The organism is Streptomyces curacoi (genome assembly GCF_001513975.1).
GTDB classification, from domain to species: Bacteria; Actinomycetota; Actinomycetes; order Streptomycetales; family Streptomycetaceae; genus Streptomyces; species Streptomyces curacoi.
This window is the reverse complement of the sequence record NZ_KQ947984.1, coordinates 253,332-273,964: the sequence shown is the minus strand read 5'-3', so window position 1 is coordinate 273,964 and position 20,633 is coordinate 253,332. Positions and strand designations below refer to the sequence as shown.

The 20,633-nt window shown below is 71.7% G+C and carries 19 protein-coding genes; 8 read left to right on the top strand and 11 right to left on the bottom strand.

Annotated elements, in window-relative coordinates; all coding sequences use genetic code 11:
* Positions 1-6: 6 nt before the first annotated feature.
* The 3 genes from AQI70_RS01230 to AQI70_RS01220 all read right to left on the bottom strand — a co-directional run bounded on the left by AQI70_RS01230 (position 7) and on the right by AQI70_RS01220 (position 3,414).
* Positions 7-1,950, bottom strand: coding sequence for an ABC transporter ATP-binding protein (locus tag AQI70_RS01230; protein ID WP_062142773.1), 1,944 nt, complete (start codon positions 1,948-1,950; stop codon positions 7-9).
* Between the two features lie 352 nt (positions 1,951-2,302).
* Positions 2,303-2,737, bottom strand: coding sequence for a hypothetical protein (locus tag AQI70_RS01225; protein WP_208607266.1), 435 nt, complete (start codon positions 2,735-2,737; stop codon positions 2,303-2,305).
* A complete protein-coding gene (locus AQI70_RS01220) occupies positions 2,728-3,414 on the bottom strand; it encodes an ATP-binding protein (RefSeq protein WP_062142770.1) in 687 nt (228 codons plus the stop codon). The genes AQI70_RS01225 and AQI70_RS01220 overlap by 10 nt, the downstream gene beginning before the upstream one ends.
* A 324-nt stretch (positions 3,415-3,738) precedes the next feature.
* Here AQI70_RS01220 and AQI70_RS01215 point away from each other — a divergent pair, with 324 nt between their 5' ends.
* The 3 genes from AQI70_RS01215 (at position 3,739) to AQI70_RS01205 (ending at position 5,780) form a co-directional block, all read left to right on the top strand.
* Positions 3,739-4,599, top strand: a complete 861-nt coding sequence (locus tag AQI70_RS01215) for a helix-turn-helix domain-containing protein (RefSeq protein ID WP_062142767.1) — start codon at positions 3,739-3,741, stop codon at positions 4,597-4,599.
* Complete coding sequence (locus tag AQI70_RS01210; RefSeq protein ID WP_004002087.1) at positions 4,600-4,854, top strand: DUF397 domain-containing protein; 255 nt, start codon at positions 4,600-4,602, stop codon at positions 4,852-4,854.
* 110 nt (positions 4,855-4,964) lie between these two features.
* Positions 4,965-5,780: an SAM-dependent methyltransferase gene (locus AQI70_RS01205; RefSeq protein ID WP_062142764.1), complete on the top strand. Its 816-nt coding sequence runs from the start codon at positions 4,965-4,967 to the stop codon at positions 5,778-5,780.
* Positions 5,781-5,909: 129 nt separating this feature from the next.
* Here AQI70_RS01205 and AQI70_RS01200 read toward each other — a convergent pair whose 3' ends face one another.
* The 4 genes from AQI70_RS01200 to pdxR form a co-directional block, all read right to left on the bottom strand.
* Positions 5,910-6,614: a fused DSP-PTPase phosphatase/NAD kinase-like protein gene (locus AQI70_RS01200; protein WP_062142761.1), complete on the bottom strand. Its 705-nt coding sequence runs from the start codon at positions 6,612-6,614 to the stop codon at positions 5,910-5,912.
* A gap of 143 nt (positions 6,615-6,757) precedes the next feature.
* Positions 6,758-7,678 carry a hypothetical protein gene (locus tag AQI70_RS01195; protein ID WP_062142758.1) on the bottom strand — a complete coding sequence of 307 codons (921 nt, stop codon included), beginning with the start codon at positions 7,676-7,678 and terminating at the stop codon, positions 6,758-6,760.
* Positions 7,675-10,254, bottom strand: a complete 2,580-nt coding sequence (locus AQI70_RS39945; RefSeq protein ID WP_062142755.1) for a PEP/pyruvate-binding domain-containing protein — start codon at positions 10,252-10,254, stop codon at positions 7,675-7,677. The genes AQI70_RS01195 and AQI70_RS39945 overlap by 4 nt, the downstream gene beginning before the upstream one ends.
* A gap of 458 nt (positions 10,255-10,712) precedes the next feature.
* On the bottom strand, positions 10,713-12,185 hold the full coding sequence (gene pdxR / locus AQI70_RS01185; protein WP_062142753.1) for a MocR-like pyridoxine biosynthesis transcription factor PdxR: 1,473 nt from the start codon (positions 12,183-12,185) through the stop codon (positions 10,713-10,715).
* A gap of 38 nt (positions 12,186-12,223) precedes the next feature.
* Here pdxR and AQI70_RS01180 point away from each other — a divergent pair, with 38 nt between their 5' ends.
* Positions 12,224-12,796 carry a carboxymuconolactone decarboxylase family protein gene (locus AQI70_RS01180; RefSeq protein ID WP_244181426.1) on the top strand — a complete coding sequence of 191 codons (573 nt, stop codon included), beginning with the start codon at positions 12,224-12,226 and terminating at the stop codon, positions 12,794-12,796.
* A gap of 90 nt (positions 12,797-12,886) precedes the next feature.
* On the opposite strand, the gene AQI70_RS01175 is transcribed toward AQI70_RS01180, so the two are convergent.
* The 3 genes from AQI70_RS01175 to AQI70_RS01165 all read right to left on the bottom strand — a co-directional run bounded on the left by AQI70_RS01175 (position 12,887) and on the right by AQI70_RS01165 (position 16,244).
* The gene (locus AQI70_RS01175) at positions 12,887-14,374 is read right to left on the bottom strand and encodes a glutamate synthase subunit beta (RefSeq protein ID WP_062142750.1); all 1,488 of its coding nucleotides are present in this window, start codon (positions 14,372-14,374) and stop codon (positions 12,887-12,889) included.
* A 200-nt stretch (positions 14,375-14,574) separates the two neighbouring features.
* Positions 14,575-15,054 carry an anthrone oxygenase family protein gene (locus AQI70_RS01170; RefSeq protein ID WP_062142747.1) on the bottom strand — a complete coding sequence of 160 codons (480 nt, stop codon included), beginning with the start codon at positions 15,052-15,054 and terminating at the stop codon, positions 14,575-14,577.
* A 494-nt stretch (positions 15,055-15,548) separates the two neighbouring features.
* Positions 15,549-16,244 carry a DUF2293 domain-containing protein gene (locus AQI70_RS01165; RefSeq protein WP_062142745.1) on the bottom strand — a complete coding sequence of 232 codons (696 nt, stop codon included), beginning with the start codon at positions 16,242-16,244 and terminating at the stop codon, positions 15,549-15,551.
* A 224-nt stretch (positions 16,245-16,468) separates the two neighbouring features.
* On the opposite strand from AQI70_RS01165, the gene AQI70_RS01160 reads away from it, so the two are divergent.
* The 3 genes from AQI70_RS01160 (at position 16,469) to AQI70_RS01150 (ending at position 18,144) form a co-directional block, all read left to right on the top strand.
* Positions 16,469-17,110: a nucleoside/nucleotide kinase family protein gene (locus AQI70_RS01160; RefSeq protein WP_208607265.1), complete on the top strand. Its 642-nt coding sequence runs from the start codon at positions 16,469-16,471 to the stop codon at positions 17,108-17,110.
* A gap of 228 nt (positions 17,111-17,338) precedes the next feature.
* The gene (locus tag AQI70_RS40745; RefSeq protein WP_341845932.1) at positions 17,339-17,572 is read left to right on the top strand and encodes a pyridoxamine 5'-phosphate oxidase family protein; all 234 of its coding nucleotides are present in this window, start codon (positions 17,339-17,341) and stop codon (positions 17,570-17,572) included.
* Positions 17,573-17,706: 134 nt separating this feature from the next.
* Positions 17,707-18,144 (top strand): CBS domain-containing protein, encoded by a 438-nt coding sequence (locus AQI70_RS01150; protein WP_004002100.1) that lies wholly within the window; start codon positions 17,707-17,709, stop codon positions 18,142-18,144.
* An 85-nt stretch (positions 18,145-18,229) separates the two neighbouring features.
* Here the strand turns inward: AQI70_RS01150 and corA are convergent, their stop codons facing one another.
* Positions 18,230-19,357 (bottom strand): magnesium/cobalt transporter CorA, encoded by a 1,128-nt coding sequence (corA, locus tag AQI70_RS01145; RefSeq protein WP_062142742.1) that lies wholly within the window; start codon positions 19,355-19,357, stop codon positions 18,230-18,232.
* A 287-nt stretch (positions 19,358-19,644) separates the two neighbouring features.
* On the opposite strand from corA, the gene AQI70_RS01140 reads away from it, so the two are divergent.
* Positions 19,645-20,439: a methyltransferase gene (locus AQI70_RS01140; RefSeq protein ID WP_062142739.1), complete on the top strand. Its 795-nt coding sequence runs from the start codon at positions 19,645-19,647 to the stop codon at positions 20,437-20,439.
* Positions 20,440-20,633: the final 194 nt, after the last annotated feature.

Below are 20,633 nucleotides of genomic sequence, written 5' to 3'. Positions count from 1 at the left end.
TGTCGATCAGCTAGCCTTCGGGGCGGGCACCCGGGCCGTGAACTGCTCCGCCTGGAGCGAGTACAGCTCCGCGTAGACACCGCCGGTGGCCAGCAGCTCGTCCGGCGTCCCGGACTCCACCAGCCGGCCCTGGTCCAGGACGTGCACCAGATCGGCATGCCGGACGGACGCCAGCCGATGGGTGATGAGGACGACCGTCTGACCGGCGGAGGCCAGGGCGCGGATCTTGTCGAAGACCTCCAGCTCGGCCCGTGCGTCCAGGGCCGCCGTCGGCTCGTCCACGATCAGGATGTGGCCGCGCCGGTAGGCGGCCCGGGCGATCCCGAGGCGCTGCCACTGCCCGCCGGACAGCTCGTGCCCGCCGCTGAACTGCCTGGCCAGCAGGGTGTCCAGGCCGCGCGGCAGATCGGCCACCACGTCCTCGGCCCCCGCTTCGGCGAGCGAGGCGGCGAGGCGTTCCTCGGTGAGGGGCGCCGACGACCGGCCGACCGCCACGTTCACCCGGGCCGTGAAGGGCCAGCGCTTGAAGTCCTGGGCCACCATCGCGATGCGCTCGGCCAGCTGGTGCCGGTCGACGGTCGCCGTGTCGACGTCGTCCCACAGGATGCGGCCCCGGTCCGGCGTGTAGAGGCCCGCCAGCAGCTTCACCAGCGTGGTCTTCCCGGAGCCGTTCTCGCCGACCAGCGCGACGATCCGGCCGAGGGGGAGGGCGAGCGTGACGTCGTCGAGGGCGGGGCGGGCGGACTCGCCGGGGTAGGAGAAGCTGACGTTCTCGAAGCGGATCTCCTCGGGGTCCTCGGGCAACGGGGCGCCACCGACCGGAATCGCCCGTTCGGCCGCCTCGACGTACAGGCGTTGCAGATCGCCCACGAAGAGGGCCTCCTCGTGGAGGGCGTTGACCTCCAGGACGAGACTGTCGAGGCTGGACGAGCCGGTGCGGATGGCGAGGACGGCCGTACCCGCCACGGAGAGCGCCATGGCGCCGGCGAGCAGCAGTCCGCCCAGGGTGGCGTACGTCGCGACGGTGGCGAGCCCGGTCCACGCCGCCGCGATGAGCCCGGTGCGCGCCGCCAGCCGGGCCAGCCGGGCCTGCTCCGCCTCCGCCGTCTCCGACATCGCCCGGTAGTGGCGCAGGAGGAAGGGCCCGACGCCATGGACCCGGATCTCGGGCGCGGCGGCGGGCTCGGTCAGCAGCCCGCTGATCAGATGGCCGGCGCGGGAGTGCTGCACCCAGGTGTGGAAGGACTCGTAGCGGCGCCGGGCGTTGGTCAGGGCGCTCCAGGCGCTGGGCAGCGTCATGGTGGCGAGGAGGGGGAGCAGGGCGGGGTGCAGCACGGTGAGCACACCCGCCGCGGCGATCAGCGAGATGGCCGCATTAACGACCCGTGTGCTGTACGAGATCATGCGGCGGGCGGACGATGCGCCGTACTGCGCGGTGTCCAGCAGCTTGTGGAAGGCGTGGTCCTCGATGGCGGCCAGCTCCACGGCCGCCGCCCGCTCCAGGTACAGCTCGGTCGCCACCCGCTCCACCTTGGGTTCCAGGCGCCCGGTGGCGTACGTCGAGGCGGCCCGCAGCAGCGTCGAGACGACCATCACGGCGGCCATCGCGGCGAGCGCGGGAACGGCACCGCGCAACCGCTCCTCCAGCGCCCCGCCCCCGATCAGCCGCCCCAGCACACTGTTGACGGCGAGCAGCCCCACCGCCTGCGCGAGCCCCCGGCCGACCTCGGCCGCCAGCACGGTCCGCGCGGCACGCCGGTCGGCCTGCCAGGCGAGCCGGAAGCTCGATGTCAGCAGCGAGGGCAGCCGCGTCACCATGGCCCGGAAGGTCAGCTCCAGAAAGGCGTCCCTGTGCTGATTCCACCCCATGTCGTACCGCAGCGGTCCCCCGAACAGCAGCCGCTCCGACTCCGAGACCTCGGACCCACCGGCACCGCGCTTCTTCCCCACCGTCCGCCTCCCCCGACCGCCCCTCGTGACGGAGGGCCACTATGGCGGGGCGGGGGCGTTCGGGGGAGGGCGCGAGGGGAGACGGGCGGCGCACGCGGGCGTACGCCGCGGGGAGGGGTGGCGGTGTCGTACGGGGGCGGCTTGAGCGACCGGGACGGCCGTTCCTGGGGCCGGTCCGGATGTTCTCAGCGCCGGTCTGGGCATTCCAGCCCGTCCGGCGTTTGAGGACGAGGCCCGTTCAGGGCCGATAGCGGGGGTCTGGGGGCCGCAGGCCCCCAGGGTCCGGGGTTGAAGGGGCGGAGCCCCTGGGGGATGGGACGGGTAGGCGCGGCGGGGGCGAGAAAAACAGGCCTCACGCAGTCATCTGCCGCGACCAGGTCGGCGTAGTCCCCATCACCCGGCACAACGTCAGATACAGCGGAATCGGCGGCGTATAAGGAACCGTCCCGTCCGACCGGTGAATCAGCCGAGGTGCGTCGAGGACAACCGCGCCCGGCGTGTACCGCACCGACGCCGGCCACTCCAACGCGTAGTCGGACTCGGACGGCACGATCCACCACCAGTACGCCTCGTCGGCGTACACACACCCCACGCGAGGCAACCGGGACAGAAGCAGAGGCCCGAACCGCGCGGGAACCCCCACCGCGTCACAGCCCAGCGGAGCCGTCATCCCCTCGGGCATGGCCAGCCGCCGGGGAACGGCCGGGCCGCCCATGTCGCGGCGGAGCCGAACCAGCGCGTCCAGGCTCAGCACCTGACCACCGCCGGACGCGCCGCTCACAGCCATGCGGCCCCCGTCCCCGTGCCGTCCTGAGTCTGAGCCTGGGTCTTGGCCTTGGCCTTGGGCTTGGCGTTGGCCTGAGCCTCGGCCTCGTCATCGTCGCCCGAACCCCCGGACGGGCCGGGCTTGGGCCGGGACCCCCAGCCGAGGTCGCTGCGCGGCCCGGGATCGAGGTCAGGAGTCTCCTGGAACCCGGCCCGGCGCGGCAGGTCGGCCCAGACCACCACCCCGGACCCCTGGTCCTGGGCCCCCCAGGCGTGGCAGAGGGCGTCGACGAGGAGCAGTCCCCTCCCGTGCTCCTCCTCGGGCCGCGCCGCCAATGGATGCGGCTCACCCGGCGCGCATCCTTCGTCGCGCACGGCTATGCGCACCAGGTCGGCCCCGTCGTGCAGCTCGCACACGATGTGCTCGCTGGCGGTGTGCACGATCGCGTTGGTGACCAGTTCGGACACGACCAGAGCCGCCGTGTCGCAGGTGTCCTCGCACACCGCCCAGCCGTTCAGCCGAGCCCTGGTCAGGCGTCTGGCCTGCGCGGGAGAACCCGGATGCGCGGCCAGTTCGAAGCGGAACCGGCGCTCGGCGGCGGCACCCCGCTGGGGGCCGACTGCCGTGGCGGCGCCGAGGCCGTGGGCGACCGCGGCGGCGTCTGTTCCTAAGGGCGGGGACGGAATCACGCTTGCCACTATCGCCCCGCCGTGAACACTTGGCAAGAGTCACTCTGAAAATTGCAGAGTGCGGTGTGACTCTCTGGGAGGCCATGGCACACTGCTCGCAACAGCATGTCGAACGGCGCCAGTTGGGATCATCGAGGATCCGCCGGTACTACCGAGGTCTTCGAAAGGGTCTTCGAATGGCGCCGTCGGCCTGTCAGGATGCGGTCGGCCTGTCAGGATTCCGTCGGCCGTCCCGATGCCGTCGGCCTGTCAGGACGCAGTCGCCCTGTCGGGATTCGGATCGGCCTGTCAGGAACCAGCCGGTTTGTCGGAGCTCATTCGTGGAGGTGGAGCATGAGCGAGCCGCGATCCGCGCCGACGGTCGGTCAGGTGGTCCTCGGCCGGCGCCTGCTGGACCTGCGCGAACGCGCCGGGCTCAAGCGCGAGGAGGCCGCCCGCATCCTCCGGGTCGCCCCCGCCACGGTCCGCCGTATGGAGATGGCCGAGGTCGCGCTCAAGATCCCGTACCTCCAACTCCTCCTGAAGGCCTACGGCATCTCAGAGGACGAGGCCGACGCCTTCGTGCAGCTGGCCGAGGAGGCCAACAGACCCGGCTGGTGGCAGCGGTTCCATGACATCCTGCCCGGCTGGTTCTCGATGTACGTCAGCCTGGAGGGCGCCGCCGGCCTCATCCGGTCGTACGAGCCCCACTTCGTCCCCGGCCTGCTGCAGACCGAGGACTACGCGCGCGGAGTGCTGCGGTCGGGCGCCATCGGCCAGACCAAGCCCGACGACATCGAGCGCCATGTCGCCCTGCGCATGCAACGCCAGCAACTGCTCACCCGCGAGGACGCGCCCCGGCTGTGGGTCGTGATGGACGAGACCGTGCTGCGCCGCCACGTCGGCGGCCCGGAGGTGATGCGTGCCCAGATCGACAGGCTGCTCGAAGCCACGAAGATGCCCAACGTGACGCTGCAGGTCGCCCCGTTCGCAGGCGGGCCGCACCCCGGCACGTACGGGCCCTTCGTGCTGTTCCGATTCGCCATGCCGGAGCTTCCGGACATGGTCTACAGCGAGTACCTGACCGGCGCCGTCTACCTGGACGCGCGCGCCGAGGTGGCGACCCATCTCGAGGTCATGGACCGCATGGCGGCGCAGGCCGCTACGGCACATCGCACGAAGGAGATCCTCCGGGATCTCCGCAAGGAGCTGTGAATGGATCGCATCAAGCCGCGCATACGCGTCTACAACGGCATGCCCGCGCGGGACTTGGGCAGCGAGGGCTGGCAGAAGCCGTGGAGCGGCGGCAACGGCGGCAACTGCCTGGAGGCGATGAAACTCGCCGACGGCCGTATCGCCGTCCGCCAGTCGACCGACCCGGACGGGCCGGCGCTGATCTACACCACGGACGAGATGACGGCGTTCATCGAGGGTGCCAAGGCGGGGGAGGCGGACTTCCTGCTGTCCTGATGCCGTGAGGGCCGTTGTTCAACCTGTTGCGTTCAGCCAGTTGTGTTCAGTCAAGTCCCTTATCTTGGTGCTGAGTTGATCACCTTCCGTCTTTACTGCCCCAGAACCTCATGGAGTTCGTCATGACCGGGCTGAACCCCGTCGAGATCGACACCAGCAAGCCGCATCCGGCGCGGATGTACGACTGGTATCTCGGCGGCAAGGACAACTACCCCGTCGACGAGGCCATGGGGAAGCAGATGCTCGCCCTCGACCCGCGCGTCCCGGTGATGGCGCGGGTCAACCGCGCGTTCATGCACCGCGCCACCCGCTGGCTGGCCAAGAACGGCGTCCGCCAGTTCCTGGACATCGGCACCGGCATCCCGACCGAGCCGAACCTCCACCAGATCGCCCAGGGGATCGCCCCCGACGCACGCGTCGTCTACTGCGACAACGACCCCATCGTGCTGGCCCACGCCGCCGCCCTGCTGCGCGGGGCGGAGGAGGGCGCGACCGAGTATCTGCAGGCCGATGTGCGCGACCCCGGCGCCATCATCGAAGGCGCGCGGAAAGTCCTGGACTTCGGCCGTCCGGTGGCCCTCTCCCTCATCGCGCTGCTGCACTTCGTCTCCGACGAGGACGGCGCGCACGAACTGGTCCGCCGGCTGCTGTCCGAACTCCCCTCCGGCAGCTACCTGGTGGTCACCCACGCGACCGCCGACTTCACCCCGGAGGAGTCGAAGGCGGCGACCGAGAAGCTCAAGGCGGCCGGCGTCACGCTGGCGCTGCGCTCGCGCGAGGAGTTCACCCGCTTCTTCGACGGCCTCGAACTCGTCGAGCCCGGCGTCGAGGTGCCGCACCACTGGCACCCCGAACTGGGCGAGCCCGTACCCGGGCAGGACGACGGGGTCATTCCCGGATACGGGGCGGTGGGCCGAAAGCCGTAGCCCGAAGCCCTGTTGAGGACGGGCTTACAGGGCTCTGTTCAGGACGCGCCTTCAGGGCCCTGTTCAGGAAGGGGTTACAGGACCCTGTTCGGGACTGGCTCACAGGGCCCTGTTTCAGGCGGGCCTGACCTACAGGTACGACATCATGCGCCGCGGAGCGTCCACCAGGCGGCTGAGGACCACGACCGGCAGTGGCGGCTGCTCCGCCTTCGCCGGGCTGAGGTTCAGCCCGTAGTAGATCTGCTCGATCGACGGCGGTCCGACCGCGAGGTTGCGCCGGACCGCCTGCGACGGCGACTCCTCGCCGGTCTGCACGAGATACGCCGCGACCATCGCGCCCGTACGGCCCACGCCCGCGCCGCAGTGCACGAACACGGGGCCGGGCGCCGCCGCGACGATGTCGCGGAAGCGCTGCACCTGCTGCGGCGACGGCGTCTGTCCGTCGCGGATCGGCAGGCGTACGACGTTCAGCCCGGCGTCGCTCGGCTTGGCCAGCTCGGCCGCGGTCATGCGCTCGGCGCGCAGGTCCACGACGGTGGTGATGCCCATGCCCGCCAGCGCCCGGTAACCGGCGGAGGAGGGGGCGGAGCCGCGCCACAGCCGGCCTTCGGTGTCCACCGGCTGGAAGTGGTTCACACCCTGGACGGCGCGTGTTCCGGCAGGTGCCGGGGTCTCCTCGCGGGCCCAGAGTGACAGACCCAGGATGGTGCCGGCGCCCACGGCCCACAGGGCGATGTAGCCGATCACGATGCCGAGGAGGATCCGCATGGCGCGCCTGGACAGCAGGCGCTTGCGGAGGGCGGGGCGGGGCAGAGTTGCGGTGAGAACAGCCATGGACGACCCGGGGGACTAGGGGACGGGGGCGCGTTTTGGAATCCTAACCCGGGTCTGTGATCAACTGGGGCCTACGTCCGTTTTGTGCGGTAAGTCTCAGTTGTTACGCTCTGTCGGTCATTATGTTCGGTCGGCTGTCATGTTCAGTCGCCGTCCGTCTCCGTGTCGCCGACGGCGACCACCGTGAGATGCGCGCGCTCCAGCGTCGCGTCTTCCAGACAGCCGCGCAGCCGCATGAGGTCGTGGTCGGTGAGCGCGGGCCGCACGACTCCGGCGAACATGCCGTCTCCCAGATCGCCCAGGGCGGCGTGCCGCAGCGGGGCGGACGTGGAGTGCCGGCACCCCTCCCAGATCTGCTGGGCGGCCAGGGAGCGCCGCTCGTCCGTCATGTCCGCTCCCCGCAGGTCGACCTTGACGAGCACCGAGGTCGCCTCGTTGCCGTTCGCCTTCTCCGGCCGGGTCTGGGTGAGGTTGGCGAGCCCCACGACCAGCGCGGCGAGCAGGGCGCCGCCGAGGACGGTGACGGTGGTCAGGCGTGCGGTACGGCCCCGGGAGGGCCGAGTGCCCAGCAGTGGCAGGTCCTCCAGGTCGCCGGGAGCCGCCGGGTCCGGCGCGCTGAGGACGGCCAGCCGCCCGGCCAGACGCCGCTCGGCGGGTCGGGCCGTGGCCGCCGCGACCTTCTGCACCACCCAGGCGAGCCCGGACATCAGCACTCCGGCGACCATGAGGACCGGTACGAAGACGTAGGTACGGTCGGTGCGGTCGTCGTCCAGCCATCGGAACCGGGTCTCCACGGGCTCCATGGCCGGCTCCCGCAGCCGCGTGAGCACGTCCTCCTGCCGTGCGTCCAGCTCCCGCTGCCGCCGGTCGGTGTCGCGCAGCCGCTCCTCGATCCGGTTCAGCCGCCCCAGCGTGACCAGGGCGAACAGCATCACCTCGACCACCAGCAGCAGCACCCCGCAGATCACCGCCCGCTGCCACTGCCACCGGTACAGATAGATGACGAGGTAGGTGCCCGCGCCGGCGGCGGCCAGCACTCCGAAGACGTACGCGACCTTCCTCATGACGCGTCCCCCAGTCGTACGTCACCGGCGGTCCCGTCGACGGTGAGCCGGGAGCCGGGCGGGAATCTGTGTACGGCGTCCGTGGCGCCGACCACCGCGGGGAGTCCGTACTCCCTCGCCAGGACGGCCAGATGGGACAACGGGCTGCCGGTCTGGGCGACCAGGCCGGTGAGGCCGGGCAGCAGCGGGGCGAGCGCCGGGTCCAGGGTGCGCACGACCAGTACGGCGTCCTTCGGCCGCGGCCCCGCGCCGTCCCACGCGGTGCCGACAACGCGCCCCGCGGAGACGCCCCGCACGCCGTCGCCCCGGTCCTCGCCGCGCTCGGCGGCGACGACGACCTGACCGTCCGCGAGCCGGAAGGCGTCCGGCAGCGGCGGCGACTCGGCCTGCGGCACGCGCGCGTGGAGGTCGCCGGGCAGAGCCCCGCCGTCCAGCACGGCGGCCAGCTCCGCCCACCGCAACAGCCCGACGCGCTCCACCGGGATCCCCAGCCGCCGCGCCACCTCACGCACGAGCCGTGCCTGGAGTTCCTGGACCCAGCGGATGCGGAGGCGGAGGGATTCTCGGGGTGGGAGGGCGGCAGCTGTGAGCCTTGTTGCTTCAGCGGTAGCTGTGGCTCTTGTGGCTTGAGGGGTAGCTGGTGTGGCTTGAGGGGCAACTGTGGCTGATGTGGCTTGGGGGGCAGCTGTGACTGATGTGGCTCGGGGGGCAGCTGTGGTCGTTATGACCTGCGAGGTAGCCATGTGCGAAGTGGCTTCGGTGGCCCGTGCGTGTGGGGCCGCGTAAATGGCGAAGGCCGCGCTGGTCGGAGCGGCTCGCACTGCTGGCTCGAAGGCGGGTGGGCGTGGAGCGGGTGGGCGGCTGCCGTTGCCCGTGGGCGGCGGGTAGGTCGTTTCGCGGCCGGGCGCCGGGTAGGTCGCTTCCCGGCCTGGCGGGCTGGTCGCCGGCCGCAGATCGAGGGAGGTCCGGCCCTGGCCGAGTAGGGGCGCGTCCAGTTCCGGGCCTGGGCCGGCACCGGCGGCGGCAGGCGCGTCGGTCACGGGGCGCGGCGCTGATGACGCACCTGGCAGCCGCCTCCGCCCCCGCAGGCTCGGGGCGGTGAGGGCCAGGATCACGGGGGCAGCGGCGACCGCCCGGTCGTCGGGCACGCCCCGGGCGCGGGCCTCTGCCAGGGCGGCGAGGGCCGTGCCGGCGGCTGTGCGGCTCTTGGGCGGTTCCTTCAGGAGGGCACCCGCGAGTGCCTCCTGGGCGTGCAGGGAGACCAGGACCCGGCGGGTCCAGCGCAGCTCCGCGGCCAGGTCCGAGGCGGACAGGCCGGAGGGCGACGGGATCTCGGCGAGGCGGTGGTCGACGTCCGCGGCGAGGTCGGTCGCCAGCCCGGGCAGGGAGGAGGCGAGGCGGCCCACTCGCCAGGCGGCGGCCAGTCGGCGCGCTCCCGGCGCCGGATTGAGCAGCGCCAGCCACCGGTGCCGCGGCGGCACCGCGCCCAGGAGGCGCAGATCGGCGGCGGCGCGACCGGCGACCGTCGTGACCACCGGCACGGAGTTCAGCAGTCGGCGCGGCGCGGTTCCCCCGATGTCGAGCGCGGCGGCGAGTCCACGGGCCATGGGCGCCACCCACAGGTCCTCTTCCAGCGGCGCCAGCTGTTCCGGCAGGGTCTCGGCCACCGGGCCGGGCCCGAGCAGCCGCGCACCGCGCGCCGGCCGGGCCGCGATCGCGGTGATCGGCCGGCTCTGGAACAGCCACAGCCGCCCGTCCGCGTCGAACCCGAACTCGATGTCCTGCGGCCCGCCGAAGACCCGCCGCACCTGTCGCGCGAGCCGCGCCAACCGGAACAGTTCGGCATGTGTGAGCAATGAACCGGCCGCCGCGTACGCGACGTGCGGTTCCTTCGCAGCCCCGCCTCCGGCGTTCCCCGAGGACTCCGTCCGCAGGAGCCGTCCGTGCCTGCTCAGCCAGTAGTCGGTGCCGGACTGCGCGCCGCTGACCAGGCTGTCCGGCCCTCCGCGCACCGCGCTGACCAGTATCCGGTCGGCTCGCCCGGCCACCGGGTCGGCGCCGAACAACACCCCGCCGACCCGCGCGGTCAGCATGGGCTGCACCAGCACGGCCATCGGTGCCGTGGACCCGTCGGACCGGTGCGCGGAGTCGAGCACGGTCTGTACGGCCGTACGAAAGTCCCGCCAGCCGCGTACGTCGAGCACCGAGGCGAACTGGCCTGCCAGGGAGGACTCCTCGGTGTCCTCCTGCGGAGAGGAGGACCGTACGACGAGGGGGCGGGCGCCGCCGTCGGAGAGCTCGTCCCAGGCGCGCCGCAGCGTGACCGTGTCGGTGCTTGCCGTGTCGGCGCTTGCTGGATGCGGGATCACGAAACCAGGCAGCACGGGCAGTCCGGCACGGGCCGCGCGGGCGAGGCGCGCGGCCTTGGAACCGATCAGTCGGGGGAGTGCGGCGCCGGGCTGGTCCAGCGGGACGATGGCCGGGCCGTATGCCTGGGCCCGGTCGAGGGCGACGTCGCCCCGGTGCTCTTCCCCGTCGTGGGCACCTTCTCCATGACGTTCATCGAGCGTCGTCATCGAACACCCTCCAGGACCGACCGCCAACAGGGGGGACGCGCGGGGGTGGCCCTGCGCCTGACGACGGAACGAAGGATGGGGGCGAGCCGCTACCGGCCCGGTTCCGGGTGCGACCGCAGCGCGCCTCCTGCTCCGATGGTCCCACTCCTGTTCGGTTACATGTAGCCCGGAAGCCACTTTTCGGACAGTTGGGAGAACAAATCCGAATCCGGCAGTATGCCGGGATAGGGCGACCGGTCCGGTGGCAGCAGTCCTCAGCTCCTTCGTGAGCAGGAGCCGGCGCCGGCGGTTCCTCCGCGGGCGGGGTGCCTGTGCGGCAGCGTGGTCTGCAGGACCCCAGCGTCGGCAGGTGTTGCCGGACCCCAGCGTCGGCAGGTGTTGCCGAACCCCAGCGTCGGCAGGTGTCGACGGACCCCGGCGTCGGCAGGTGTCCCCCGGGCGGCACAGCGCAGCGCGGCTCACCCGCCGTCCGGCTCCCGCTCCTCACCCGGCGGCAGCACCCCGCACAGTGCCTCCAGCGCCGCCCCGTACGCATGCTCGGAAGGCGTCGCGTAGCCGACGACGATGCCGTCGCGCACCGGCATGTCCGGCTCCCTGGCCGCCGGGTGCCGGAACTCGGCGAGGCCGTCCAGGGCGATGCCCTGCCAGGTGGCCGCCTTGACCGTGGAGCGCTCGGTGCCGGGCGGCAGCCGCAGCACCGCGTGCAGTCCGGCGGCGACACCGGTGACCTCGATGTGCGGCGCGTGCGCGGCGAGCGCCGCGACGAGGCGGTCGCGGCGGCTCCGGTACCGCTGCCGCATGCGCCGTACATGACGGTCGTACGCCCCGGAGGCGATGAAGTCGGCGAGGCTCAGCTGATCGAGGACGCTCGCCCACGCCTCGCGCTCGCCCTTGGCTGCGAGCACGTCGCCGACATACCGCTCCGGCAGCACCATCCACCCCAGCCGCACCGCCGGTGACAGGCTCTTGCTGACCGAACCGATGTGGATCACCCGCTCCGGATCGAGACCCTGGACGGCGCCGACGGGCTTGCGGTCGTAGCGGAACTCCCCGTCGTAGTCGTCCTCCAGCACCACGCCGCCCCGCCCGCGTGCCCAGTCGATCACGGCGGCGCGGCGCTCGGGGTGCAGCGGTCCGCCCGTCGGGAACTGGTGCGCGGGCGTGAGCAGCACGGCCCGCTCGCGCGCCAGCCGGTCGACGCGGGCACCGTGCTCGTCGAGGGGGAGCGGTACGGTCCGTACGCCCCCGGCGGCGAGCAGCTCCCGGTGGAAGCCCAGACCGTACGCCTCCACGGCCAGCGGACCGCGCAGCACCCCGCCGCCCCCGCCCTTGTCCTGGCCGAACAGCAGGCGCAGGGCGTGCGCGAAGCCGGAGCAGATCACGATCTGCCCCGGTTCGGTGCGCACGCCACGCGCGCGTGCCAGGTACTCGGTGAGCGCCTCCCTCAGCTCGACGCGCCCGGCGGGGTCACCGGGCCCGAAGGCCTCGTTCGGCGCCTGCTGGAGGGCCCGCCGGCAGGAGGCCAGCCAGGCCGCGCGCGGGAACGCCGACGCGTCCGGGGTGCCCTGGCGCAGATCGTGCCGAGGTCCACGCGCGCGTGGCGGCGCCTTGCGCGGCACCCGCTCGGCGGGGCGCAGGGGGTCGGCTCGCTCGGCCACCCTCGTCCCCGAGCCCTGGCGGGCGGTGAGCCAGCCCTCGGCGACCAGCTCCGCGTACGCGTCGGCCACGGTGTTGCGGGCCACCCCGAGGTCGGCGGCGAGCGAGCGGTACGGCGGCAGCCGGGTGCCGGGCGCGAGCCGCCCGCTGCGCACGGCCTCGCGCAGCGCACCGGTCAGCGCGGCCCGCCGCCCGCCGGGCCCGGACGGCTCCGAGAGGTCGAGATGCAGGTCCGCGCCGATCCGCTCCGCTGAATTGACCCACGATTTCGCCATGGAAATGCACCCTACAGCCGGTCTTTCCGGCTCATAGGTTGGAGCACATGACGACGAACACGACTGCCGCATACGGCACTTCCGACATCGACATCGACATCGACTCCGACATCGACATCGACTCCGACATCGCCACCGCCATCGTCACCGCCGAGGACGCGAGGACCCGCCTGGACTTCGCGAAGGCCGCCCCGAAGGTGTTCCGCGCCATCGTCGGCTTCGACGCGGCCGCCCGCGAGGGCCTCGACCCGGCCCTCGTCGAGCTGATCCAGATCCGCGCCTCGCACCTGAACCACTGCGCCTACTGCCTCCACATGCACACCAACGACGCCCGCAAGGCCGGCGAGAACGAGGACCGGCTCCACATGGTCGCCGTCTGGCGCGAGGCCCGCCACTTCTTCACCGAGAAGGAACAGGCGGCCCTTGCCCTGACGGAGGCGGTGACCCTGGTGGCCGACGGCGGGGTCCCCGACGACGTGTACGCCCGGGCCGCGGCACACTTCGACGACCAGGAACTGGCCCATGTGCTGTCCCTGATCCTCACGATCAACACCTGGAACCGGGTGGCGCTGGCGACGGGCAAGGTGGCGGGGACGGACGAGCGACGCTGATCCACTTGCCGGCTTGCTTGTCTCGCCGCTCGCCGCTCGCCGCTCGCCGCTCGCCGCTCGCCGCTCGCCGCTCGCCGATGATCGGCGCTCTTACACGGTCATCGGGCGGTCGTACGGCGAGATCGGCGCCGGCAGCCGCGAACTCCCCGTCAGATAGCGGTCGACGGCCGCCGCCACCGCCCGCCCCTCGGCGATCGCCCACACGATGAGCGACTGCCCGCGGGCGGCATCCCCCGCGGCGAACACGCCAGGGACGTTCGTGGCGAACCCGGCATCCCGCGCGATCGTGCCGCGAGGCTGCAACTCCAGACCCAACTGGTCGATCAGCCCGTCTCCCCGGTCCGGCCCCGAGAAGCCGAGAGCGAGCAGCACGAGGTCGGCCGGCAGCGTCCGCCCGGTGCCCGGCAGCGGGCGGCGCTGTGCGTCAACCTCGACCAGGTGCAGCGACCGCACATGCCCGTCGGCGTCCCCCGTGAAGCGGAGCGTGGACGCCGCGAACAACCGCGCGTCCGCGTCCGCCGCGGGCGCCGTCTCCAGCTCGCGCGCCTCCTCGTGGGCGGCCGACAGACGGTAGAGCTTCGGGTACGTCGGCCAGGGCTCGGCGTCCTCGTCCCGCTCGGTGCCCGGCTGGGCGTAGATGTCCAGCTGGGTCACGGACGCGGCACCCTCCCGTACGGCGGTGCCCAGACAGTCGGCACCCGTGTCCCCGCCTCCGACGATGACGACATGCTTCCCGGCGGCGGACATCGGAGAGGTCTCCAGATCCCCCTCGCACACCCGGTTGGCCAGCGGCAGATACTCCATGGCCTGCTGGACGCCCATCAACTCCCGCCCTGGGACGGGGAGTTCCCGCCATGCCGTGGCTCCCGTGGCGATCACCACGGCGTCGTAGCGCGACCGCAGCTCGGCGGCCCCGATCTCCCGTCCGACCGCAGTCGACGTACGGAACTTGGTCCCCTCGGCCCGCATCTGCTCGATCCGCCGCTCCAGATGGTGCTTCTCCATCTTGAACTCGGGGATCCCGTACCGCATCAGCCCGCCGAGCCGGTCGTCCTTCTCGTACACGGCGACCGTGTGTCCCGCCCGGGTCAGCTGCTGCGCGGCGGCGAGCCCGGTCGGCCCCGAGCCGATCACCGCCACCGTCTTCCCGGAGAGCCGCTCCGGCGGACGCGGCGGCGCGAAGCCCTCCTCCCATGCCCGGTCGGCGATGGAGCACTCGACGTTCTTGATGGTGACGGCCGGCTGATTGATCGCCAGCACGCACCCCGCCTCGCACGGCGCCGGGCACAACCGCCCCGTGAACTCCGGGAAGTTGTTCGTCGCGTGCAGCCGGTCGGCGGCTGCCCGCCAGTCCTCCCGCGACACCAGGTCGTTCCACTCGGGAATCAGATTGCCCAGGGGGCAGGCGTCGTGGCAGAACGGTATGCCGCAGTCCATGCAGCGGTCGGCCTGCTTGCTGATGATCGGCAGCAGCGCCCCGGGGACGTACACCTCGCCCCAGTCCTTGACCCGCTCCTCGACCGGCCGACGGGGCCAGTCCTGGCGGGGGGTGGTCATGAAACCCTTGGGATCGGCCATGGCCGTCTTCCTCGCGTGCGCGTGTGACGTGTTGGAGCCGTGCGTCATCGGGCGGCACTCTTCCCGTAACGATACGGCCCACCGGCCCCGTACGCAGAGTGGGGGACAGCGCTTTCTGGCCGGTTCTTCCGCGGATTCCGGATTCTCTCCCGGCTCACCCCGAGCGCGGGTGGGTCACACGGGTGGGTCGCGCGGGTGGGTCAGCTGAGGGCCAGTACGTACGACACCGTCGCGGCGGCGGATGCGACCGTGCGCACGTGGTTCCACGCCGTCCACTCGCGCACATACGTCGACCAGTAGGCGGCGGCCTCCGGGGTGCCCGCGTCGAGCTTGAGCAGCGCGTCGTTGCGGGGCACGTTCGCCACCATCGTCACCCCGAACGAGCCGAACAAAAACAGCCCGCTGCCCAGCAGCAGCTCCACCGTCCCCTCATGCGGCCAGAGCACGAACGTCACCACGGCGATCACCGCACACAGCACCGCCGACCCTATGAACACCAGCATGAACGCCGGCATCAGCGCGGTCACATTGATCGCCTTCATCGCGGCGACACCCTGCGCGGGCGGCAGCGCGGCGAGTCCCCGCATCACGAAGGTCGAGAAGGCACAGAAGACCCCGGCCACGAGACCGGTCCCGACCACACCGATCACGATCAGTACGAAGTACGGCCCATCGATCATGTCAACGTCAACTCCCGCCATCCCGCCATCCCGCCGAGATCCTTCCCGGCCCCATCCGTCACCACAAGTGAAATCCGGTACGAGAACAGTGACCATGGCCGATCACCGCGAGCACATACGCGAGCGTCCACGGGGACGACCGGAGGCGTCGCACCTTGGAAACGGGGCGCCGACGGTGACCGCTGCCACGCCGCGCTCCGCGACTGCAACGCTGACCGGCGCGGGGCCGGAGCGAGTCGCCCGACGCCGACCTCTCGATGGCGGAACGAGGCGCACCGGCCGCGATGCCGCCCCCCTGCCCGCCCCCGCGCGTGTGTCCTTGCGTGCCGGTGTTCGCCGGCATGGAGCGTGTCACGCGCGTCAGTCGGCTACAGCCGATCCACCGCAGCGGCCCTCAACACGACGACGCTGCCCGCCCGCCCCGAACGACCGCCCAACCCTCCCATCCTCCGACCCCCTCTCCCGTCCTCCGACCCCCTCTCCCGGCCCCGTCCTCAGCCGACCTCCGACACCTCCGCCCGCCACCCTCGCAACGTCGTCTCCACGACCGCCGCGATCCGCCGCCGAGCCTCGTGTCGCGGCACCCCGCTCATCAGCAGCTGGTCGTACGGCGTGTCCATGTGCCGTACGGACGCCACGACCGCCGACGTCACCGCCCCCTCGGTCAACGCCCGCCCAGCCGCACTCCGCCCCACCCGCCCACTGCCCCGCAGCGACGCATGCGCGGCGATGTCCCGTGCCCGGTCCGCCGGACACGCCGGGAACAGCCGCCGTATCTCGACCGCGAACGCCTCCGCGAACCGCGCGTCCTCCCGTGCCCGCCGTCTCGCGTCCCGCACCCGTCGCCGTCGCCGGGCCTCCGCGTCCGCCAGGCACCGCTCCTCGGCCCGGGCGAGCCCCGCCTCCTCCACCAGGACGCCCTGCCGTTCGTAACGGCTCTTGCGCCGGTTGAACCGCACGACCACCGCCGACAGCGCACTCTCCTCCCGCGACCGCCGCGTCAACGCCGTGTCGCCACGCGGCAGGAACACCAGATGCCCGAGGTCGGCACAGTCGAGACAGCGCGGCGCACCGTCCTCCAGTACGAGCATCCGCAACGGTCCCGCCTGGCACTCCGCGCAGTGCCGCCGCTTGAGGGGCTGGATGACGAGAGGACCGGTACGGGGCGGGGGAGTTGCGAGGGGCGCCATAGGGGGTTCATTCCCCTCGGCCCGGGGCGGGGGAACTCCCTGACAAGGGCCGGGGAACTGCCCGGACAAGCTGCCCGGCGAGCTGTTCCACGGGCCGGACCGGCGAGCTGTCCGAGCAAGCGAGGGGGGCCGGCACCGTCGGCTCGCGGCAGCGGCCGCTCCTTCCGTTTCCCGGAGCCGGCTGCCCCGGAGTGCGACGCGCCTCGGTGGTCCCCTGCCGCATCATGGGCCCTGTGCGACTCGAAGCGATCACCTGGGACCGGCTCGGCGACCTGCTGGCCGAGCGTCTGCTCGACCTGAAGCCGGCCGACGGCAGCCCTTGGCCGCGCATCGCCTTCGACGGCGCCCCGGCGGCCCGCCTGGGAGACCTCGCCGAACGGGTCGGTGAGGCGCTGCGCATACGCGGCCGCCCTTCGCTCACCGTCGGCACGGAGGGCTTCCTGCGCCCCGCCTCGGTCCGCCTGGAGTACGGGCACCGGGACGTGGAGGCCTATTACGACGGCTGGTTCGACACCGGCGCCCTGTGGCGCGAGGTCTTCGGCCCCCTCGAACCCGGCGGCGACGGCCGTGTCCTGCCCGATCTGTGGGACCCGGCCACCGACCGGGCCACCCGCAGCCCCTACGTCCAACTCCCGCCCAGTGGGCTCCTGCTGATGCACGGTCCCCTCCTTTTGCGCCACTGGTTCCCCTTCGATCTGACCGTCCACGTCCTCCTCTCGCCCGGTGCCCTGCGCCGCCGTACCCCCGAAGCCGAGCACTGGACCCTCCCCGCCTTCGAGCGCTACGACCACGAGACCGACCCGGCCGGCACGGCCGACGTCCTGGTGCGCGCCGACGACCCCCGGCGCCCGGCGTGGAGCGGTTGATCAACCAAACCACTTTTATATGTGCGTGCATTTAATTGCTGTGGTGCCATGACGATCTCCGACGGCTGATCCGATCTCCTTCGACGACTCCGTACGCTCCCTGCTCGACGGCAAGAACTTCGCCGGCGTGGCCAACCTCGGCCCGGACGGCGCCCCCCAGAACTCCGTGGTCTGGATCAAGCGCGAGGGCGACACCGTGCTCTTCTCCTCCGTCGACGCCGCCAGAAGGTGCGCAACCTCCGCCGGGACCCCCGCATCAGCGTCTCGGTGTACGACCTCGCCAACCCCTACACCTCAGTCGAGATCCGGGGCACCGCCGAGATACTCCCGGACGAGGCCAAGCGGCTCCCGTTCGAGCTCTCGCACAAGTACCTGGGCATCGATCCGCCCGCCGAGAAAGAGGACGAGACCCGCGTGATCATCCGCGTCGTACCACGGAAGATCGTGCGCTTCTCCGCCTGACCGCCGCTCGCTGCGGGTGGCCGTCACCACTCGCCTCCGGGTGCGGACGCCGGTTGGCACGGCGAGAATGAAGGGCGCCGGGACTAGCGGTGCGTCCCGCGCCGCGCCGGCCGTCCGGCAACGGGAGGTACTTCATGACCACTGCCGGAGACATCATGCACCGTGGCGCCCAGTGGATCCCGGCCAACGAGACCCTGGACCGCGCCGCCCAGCTGATGCGCGACCTCGGCGTCGGAGCCCTGCCCATCAGCGACCAGAACGAACGGCTCTGCGGCATCCTCACCGACCGCGACATCGTCATCGGCTGCGTGGCCATGGGCCGCGACCCGAGCAAGGTCACCGCCGGCGACATGGCCCAGGGCACCCCGCGCTGGATCGATGCGAACGCCGACATCACTGAGGTGCTCCGGGAGATGAAGGAGCACCAGATCCGCCGGCTCCCCGTCATCGAGAACAAGCGCCTGGTCGGCATGATCAGCGAGGCCGATCTGGCCCAGCACCTGTCGGAGAAGCAGATCGGCCAGTGGGCCGAGAGCGTCTACGCCAGGACGGCGGCGCCGACGACGCACTGACCGGCGACCGCCCCGCTCCGACTCTGGGTCGTTCCCGTCCGGCCGGCCGTGCCGGGCGGGGACGCCGGAGCCGGCCCGAGGAGCGTCAGAGCCACCCGTTGCGCCGGAAGCCGCGGTACAGCGCCACGCACGCGACGGATATCACGGCTATGACCAGCGGATAGCCGAATGTCCAGCGCAGCTCCGGCATGTACTTGAAGTTCATCCCGTACACCCCGCACACCATCGTCGGTACGGCGATGATCGCGGCCCAGGCCGTGATCTTCCGCATGTCCTCGTTCTGCGCGACGGTGACCTGGGCCAGGTGTGCCTGCAGGATCGAGTTCAGCAGTTCGTCGAAGGCGGAGATCTGCTCCTTGGCGCGCAGCAGATGGTCGGAGACGTCGCGGAAGTAGGCCTGTATCTCCGGCTCGACCACCCGGATCGGCCGTGTGGCCAACTCCTCGAGCGGGCGGCCCAGCGGAACCACGGCCCGCTTCAGCTCAAGGAGTTCACGCTTCAGCTGGTAGATCCGACCCGGGTCGGCCCGGGCGCCGTTCTCCGCGAACACGTCCGTCTCGACCTGCTCGATGTCCTCCTGCACCGAGTCGGTGACATTCAGATAGTCGTCGACCACATGGTCCGCGATCGCGTGCAGCACCGCCGCCGGTCCCTTGGCGAGCTGATCGGGGTCCGCCTCCAGCTCCTCGCGCAACGGGCCAAGTGAGCCGTGCCGTCCGTGCCGCACCGTGATCACGAAGTCCTGGCCGACGAACACCATGATCTCGCCGGTGTTCACGACCTCGCTCGTCGCCGTGAGCTCCTCGTGCTCGACGTAGCAGACCGTTTTGAACACCGCGAACAGTGTGTCGTCGTAGCGTTCCAGTTTCGGCCGCTGATGCGCCTCGACCGCGTCCTCGACCGCCAGCGGGTGCAGGGCGAACAGCTCGGCGATGCCCGCGAACTCCTGATCCGTCGGCTCGTGGAGGCCGAGCCAGACGAACCCGCCTCCGCGCTTGCGCACCCTCTCCACGGCGTCGACCAGATCGCCGCACTCCGGGACCCGCACACCGTCCTGGTACGTCACGCAGTTCACGACCGAGGAGCCCAGCGGGGACCGGGCGGGATGGCTGAGGTCGACGCGGGGGCGCCGTCGGGCCAGCCGGGCCACCTTGCGGAGACCCTCGACCTTGCCGAGGCCCGTGACCTTCCTCAGATTCCCTGCCATGGACATCCTGGATCTCCTTGCGTGGATCCCTCGCGCCGCATCTCTGCGCCCTGGCCCGCCAGTCTGCCAGTTGGGCGTGAGCGGCGGGTAAGCCTGTGGGAGCGGTGGATTCCGCTTTGTTCCCGCCTGTGGATGAAGGGACTTCACCCACATCGCCGTACGGAACGGGCGGGGATGGCCGGAGTGGGCGAGCCGGGCGGACGAGCAGAGCGAGTGCGGCCCCACCGAATTCGAGGCTGTCCCGCCGAGCGTCGACCACTCCCGACAAGCGGGACAACTGGGATGATCTCGGTATGGTGCGAATCGACGGATATCTCCTCGGCAACCGGCAGACCGAGGCGGGCGAGCACGGCGACGCCCTGGGCTCCCTCTTCGACTCCACGACGTTCCGGCACCTCGAAGGGTTCGGTATCGGACCCGGCTGGCAATGCTGGGAGGTGGGCGCCGGCGGCACCTCGGTGGTCTCCTGGCTGGCCAAGAAGGTCGGGCCGACCGGAAGGGTCGTCGCGACCGACCTCGACACCTCAGGGCTGACCCCGGCCGCGCGTCCGCCGGTCGAAGTCCGGGTCCACGACGTGGGCGCCGACGAGCCGCCGGGGGAGGACTTCGACCTGGTCCACGCCCGGGTGGTGCTCTCTCACCTGCCGGACCACGAAAGGGCGTTGCGGTCGATGGTCGAGGCCCTGCGCCCGGGCGGCCGGCTCCTGGTCGAGGATGTCGATCCCGCCCTGCAGCCCCTGCTCTGCCTTGACGAGTACGGACCGGAACAGCAACTGGCGAACCGCCTGCGCCGCGGCGTCCACACCCTCCTCGCCGACCGCGGCGCCGACCTGTCCTACGGCCGAAGACTCCCGCGCCTGCTGCGCGAGGCCGGACTACGCCGGGTCGCGGCCGACGCGTACTTCCCGGTCGCCTCGCCCGCCTGCGCCGCCCTGGAGTCCGCCACGATCCGTGAGACGCGCGACGATCTCGTCACCGCGGGCCTCGCCACAGACCAGGACATCGACCGCCACCTCGCCAACGTCAACGCCGGCGGCCTGGACCTGGCCGCGGCCCCGATGATCTCGGCGTGGGGGCGGAAGGCCTAGGCAGGTTCTTGTGCATCAGTCGGCCGCACGGGACAGACCCTTGCGGCGGAACCGAACCGAACCGAGCCGAGCTGAGCTGAGCCAAGCTGAGCTGAGCCAAGCCGAGCTGAGCCGAGCCAAGCCGAGCCAAGCCGAGCCAAGCCGAGCCGAGCTGAGCCGAGTCACCGGGCCGTCGGAGGCGCAGCAGGCCTCGC

What these genes read in the sequence shown, in the direction of transcription:
- corA (WP_062142742.1), bottom strand. Translation starts at nt 19,357, where the DNA reads ATGTCCATGGCAGGGAATCTGAGGAAGGTCACGGGCCTCGGCAAGGTC.
- AQI70_RS01195 (WP_062142758.1), bottom strand. Translation starts at nt 7,678, where the DNA reads ATGAGGAAGGTCGCGTACGTCTTCGGAGTGCTGGCCGCCGCCGGCGCG.
- pdxR (WP_062142753.1), bottom strand. Translation starts at nt 12,185, where the DNA reads ATGGCGAAATCGTGGGTCAATTCAGCGGAGCGGATCGGCGCGGACCTG.
- AQI70_RS01210 (WP_004002087.1), top strand. Translation starts at nt 4,600, where the DNA reads ATGGATCGCATCAAGCCGCGCATACGCGTCTACAACGGCATGCCCGCG.
- AQI70_RS01215 (WP_062142767.1), top strand. Translation starts at nt 3,739, where the DNA reads ATGAGCGAGCCGCGATCCGCGCCGACGGTCGGTCAGGTGGTCCTCGGC.
- AQI70_RS01170 (WP_062142747.1), bottom strand. Translation starts at nt 15,054, where the DNA reads ATGATCGATGGGCCGTACTTCGTACTGATCGTGATCGGTGTGGTCGGG.
- AQI70_RS39945 (WP_062142755.1), bottom strand. Translation starts at nt 10,254, where the DNA reads ATGACGACGCTCGATGAACGTCATGGAGAAGGTGCCCACGACGGGGAA.
- AQI70_RS01225 (WP_208607266.1), bottom strand. Translation starts at nt 2,737, where the DNA reads ATGGCTGTGAGCGGCGCGTCCGGCGGTGGTCAGGTGCTGAGCCTGGAC.
- AQI70_RS01140 (WP_062142739.1), top strand. Translation starts at nt 19,645, where the DNA reads ATGGTGCGAATCGACGGATATCTCCTCGGCAACCGGCAGACCGAGGCG.
- AQI70_RS01200 (WP_062142761.1), bottom strand. Translation starts at nt 6,614, where the DNA reads ATGGCTGTTCTCACCGCAACTCTGCCCCGCCCCGCCCTCCGCAAGCGC.
- AQI70_RS01160 (WP_208607265.1), top strand. Translation starts at nt 16,469, where the DNA reads ATGGGCCCTGTGCGACTCGAAGCGATCACCTGGGACCGGCTCGGCGAC.
- AQI70_RS01150 (WP_004002100.1), top strand. Translation starts at nt 17,707, where the DNA reads ATGACCACTGCCGGAGACATCATGCACCGTGGCGCCCAGTGGATCCCG.
- AQI70_RS01175 (WP_062142750.1), bottom strand. Translation starts at nt 14,374, where the DNA reads ATGGCCGATCCCAAGGGTTTCATGACCACCCCCCGCCAGGACTGGCCC.
- AQI70_RS01205 (WP_062142764.1), top strand. Translation starts at nt 4,965, where the DNA reads ATGGAGTTCGTCATGACCGGGCTGAACCCCGTCGAGATCGACACCAGC.
- AQI70_RS01165 (WP_062142745.1), bottom strand. Translation starts at nt 16,244, where the DNA reads ATGGCGCCCCTCGCAACTCCCCCGCCCCGTACCGGTCCTCTCGTCATC.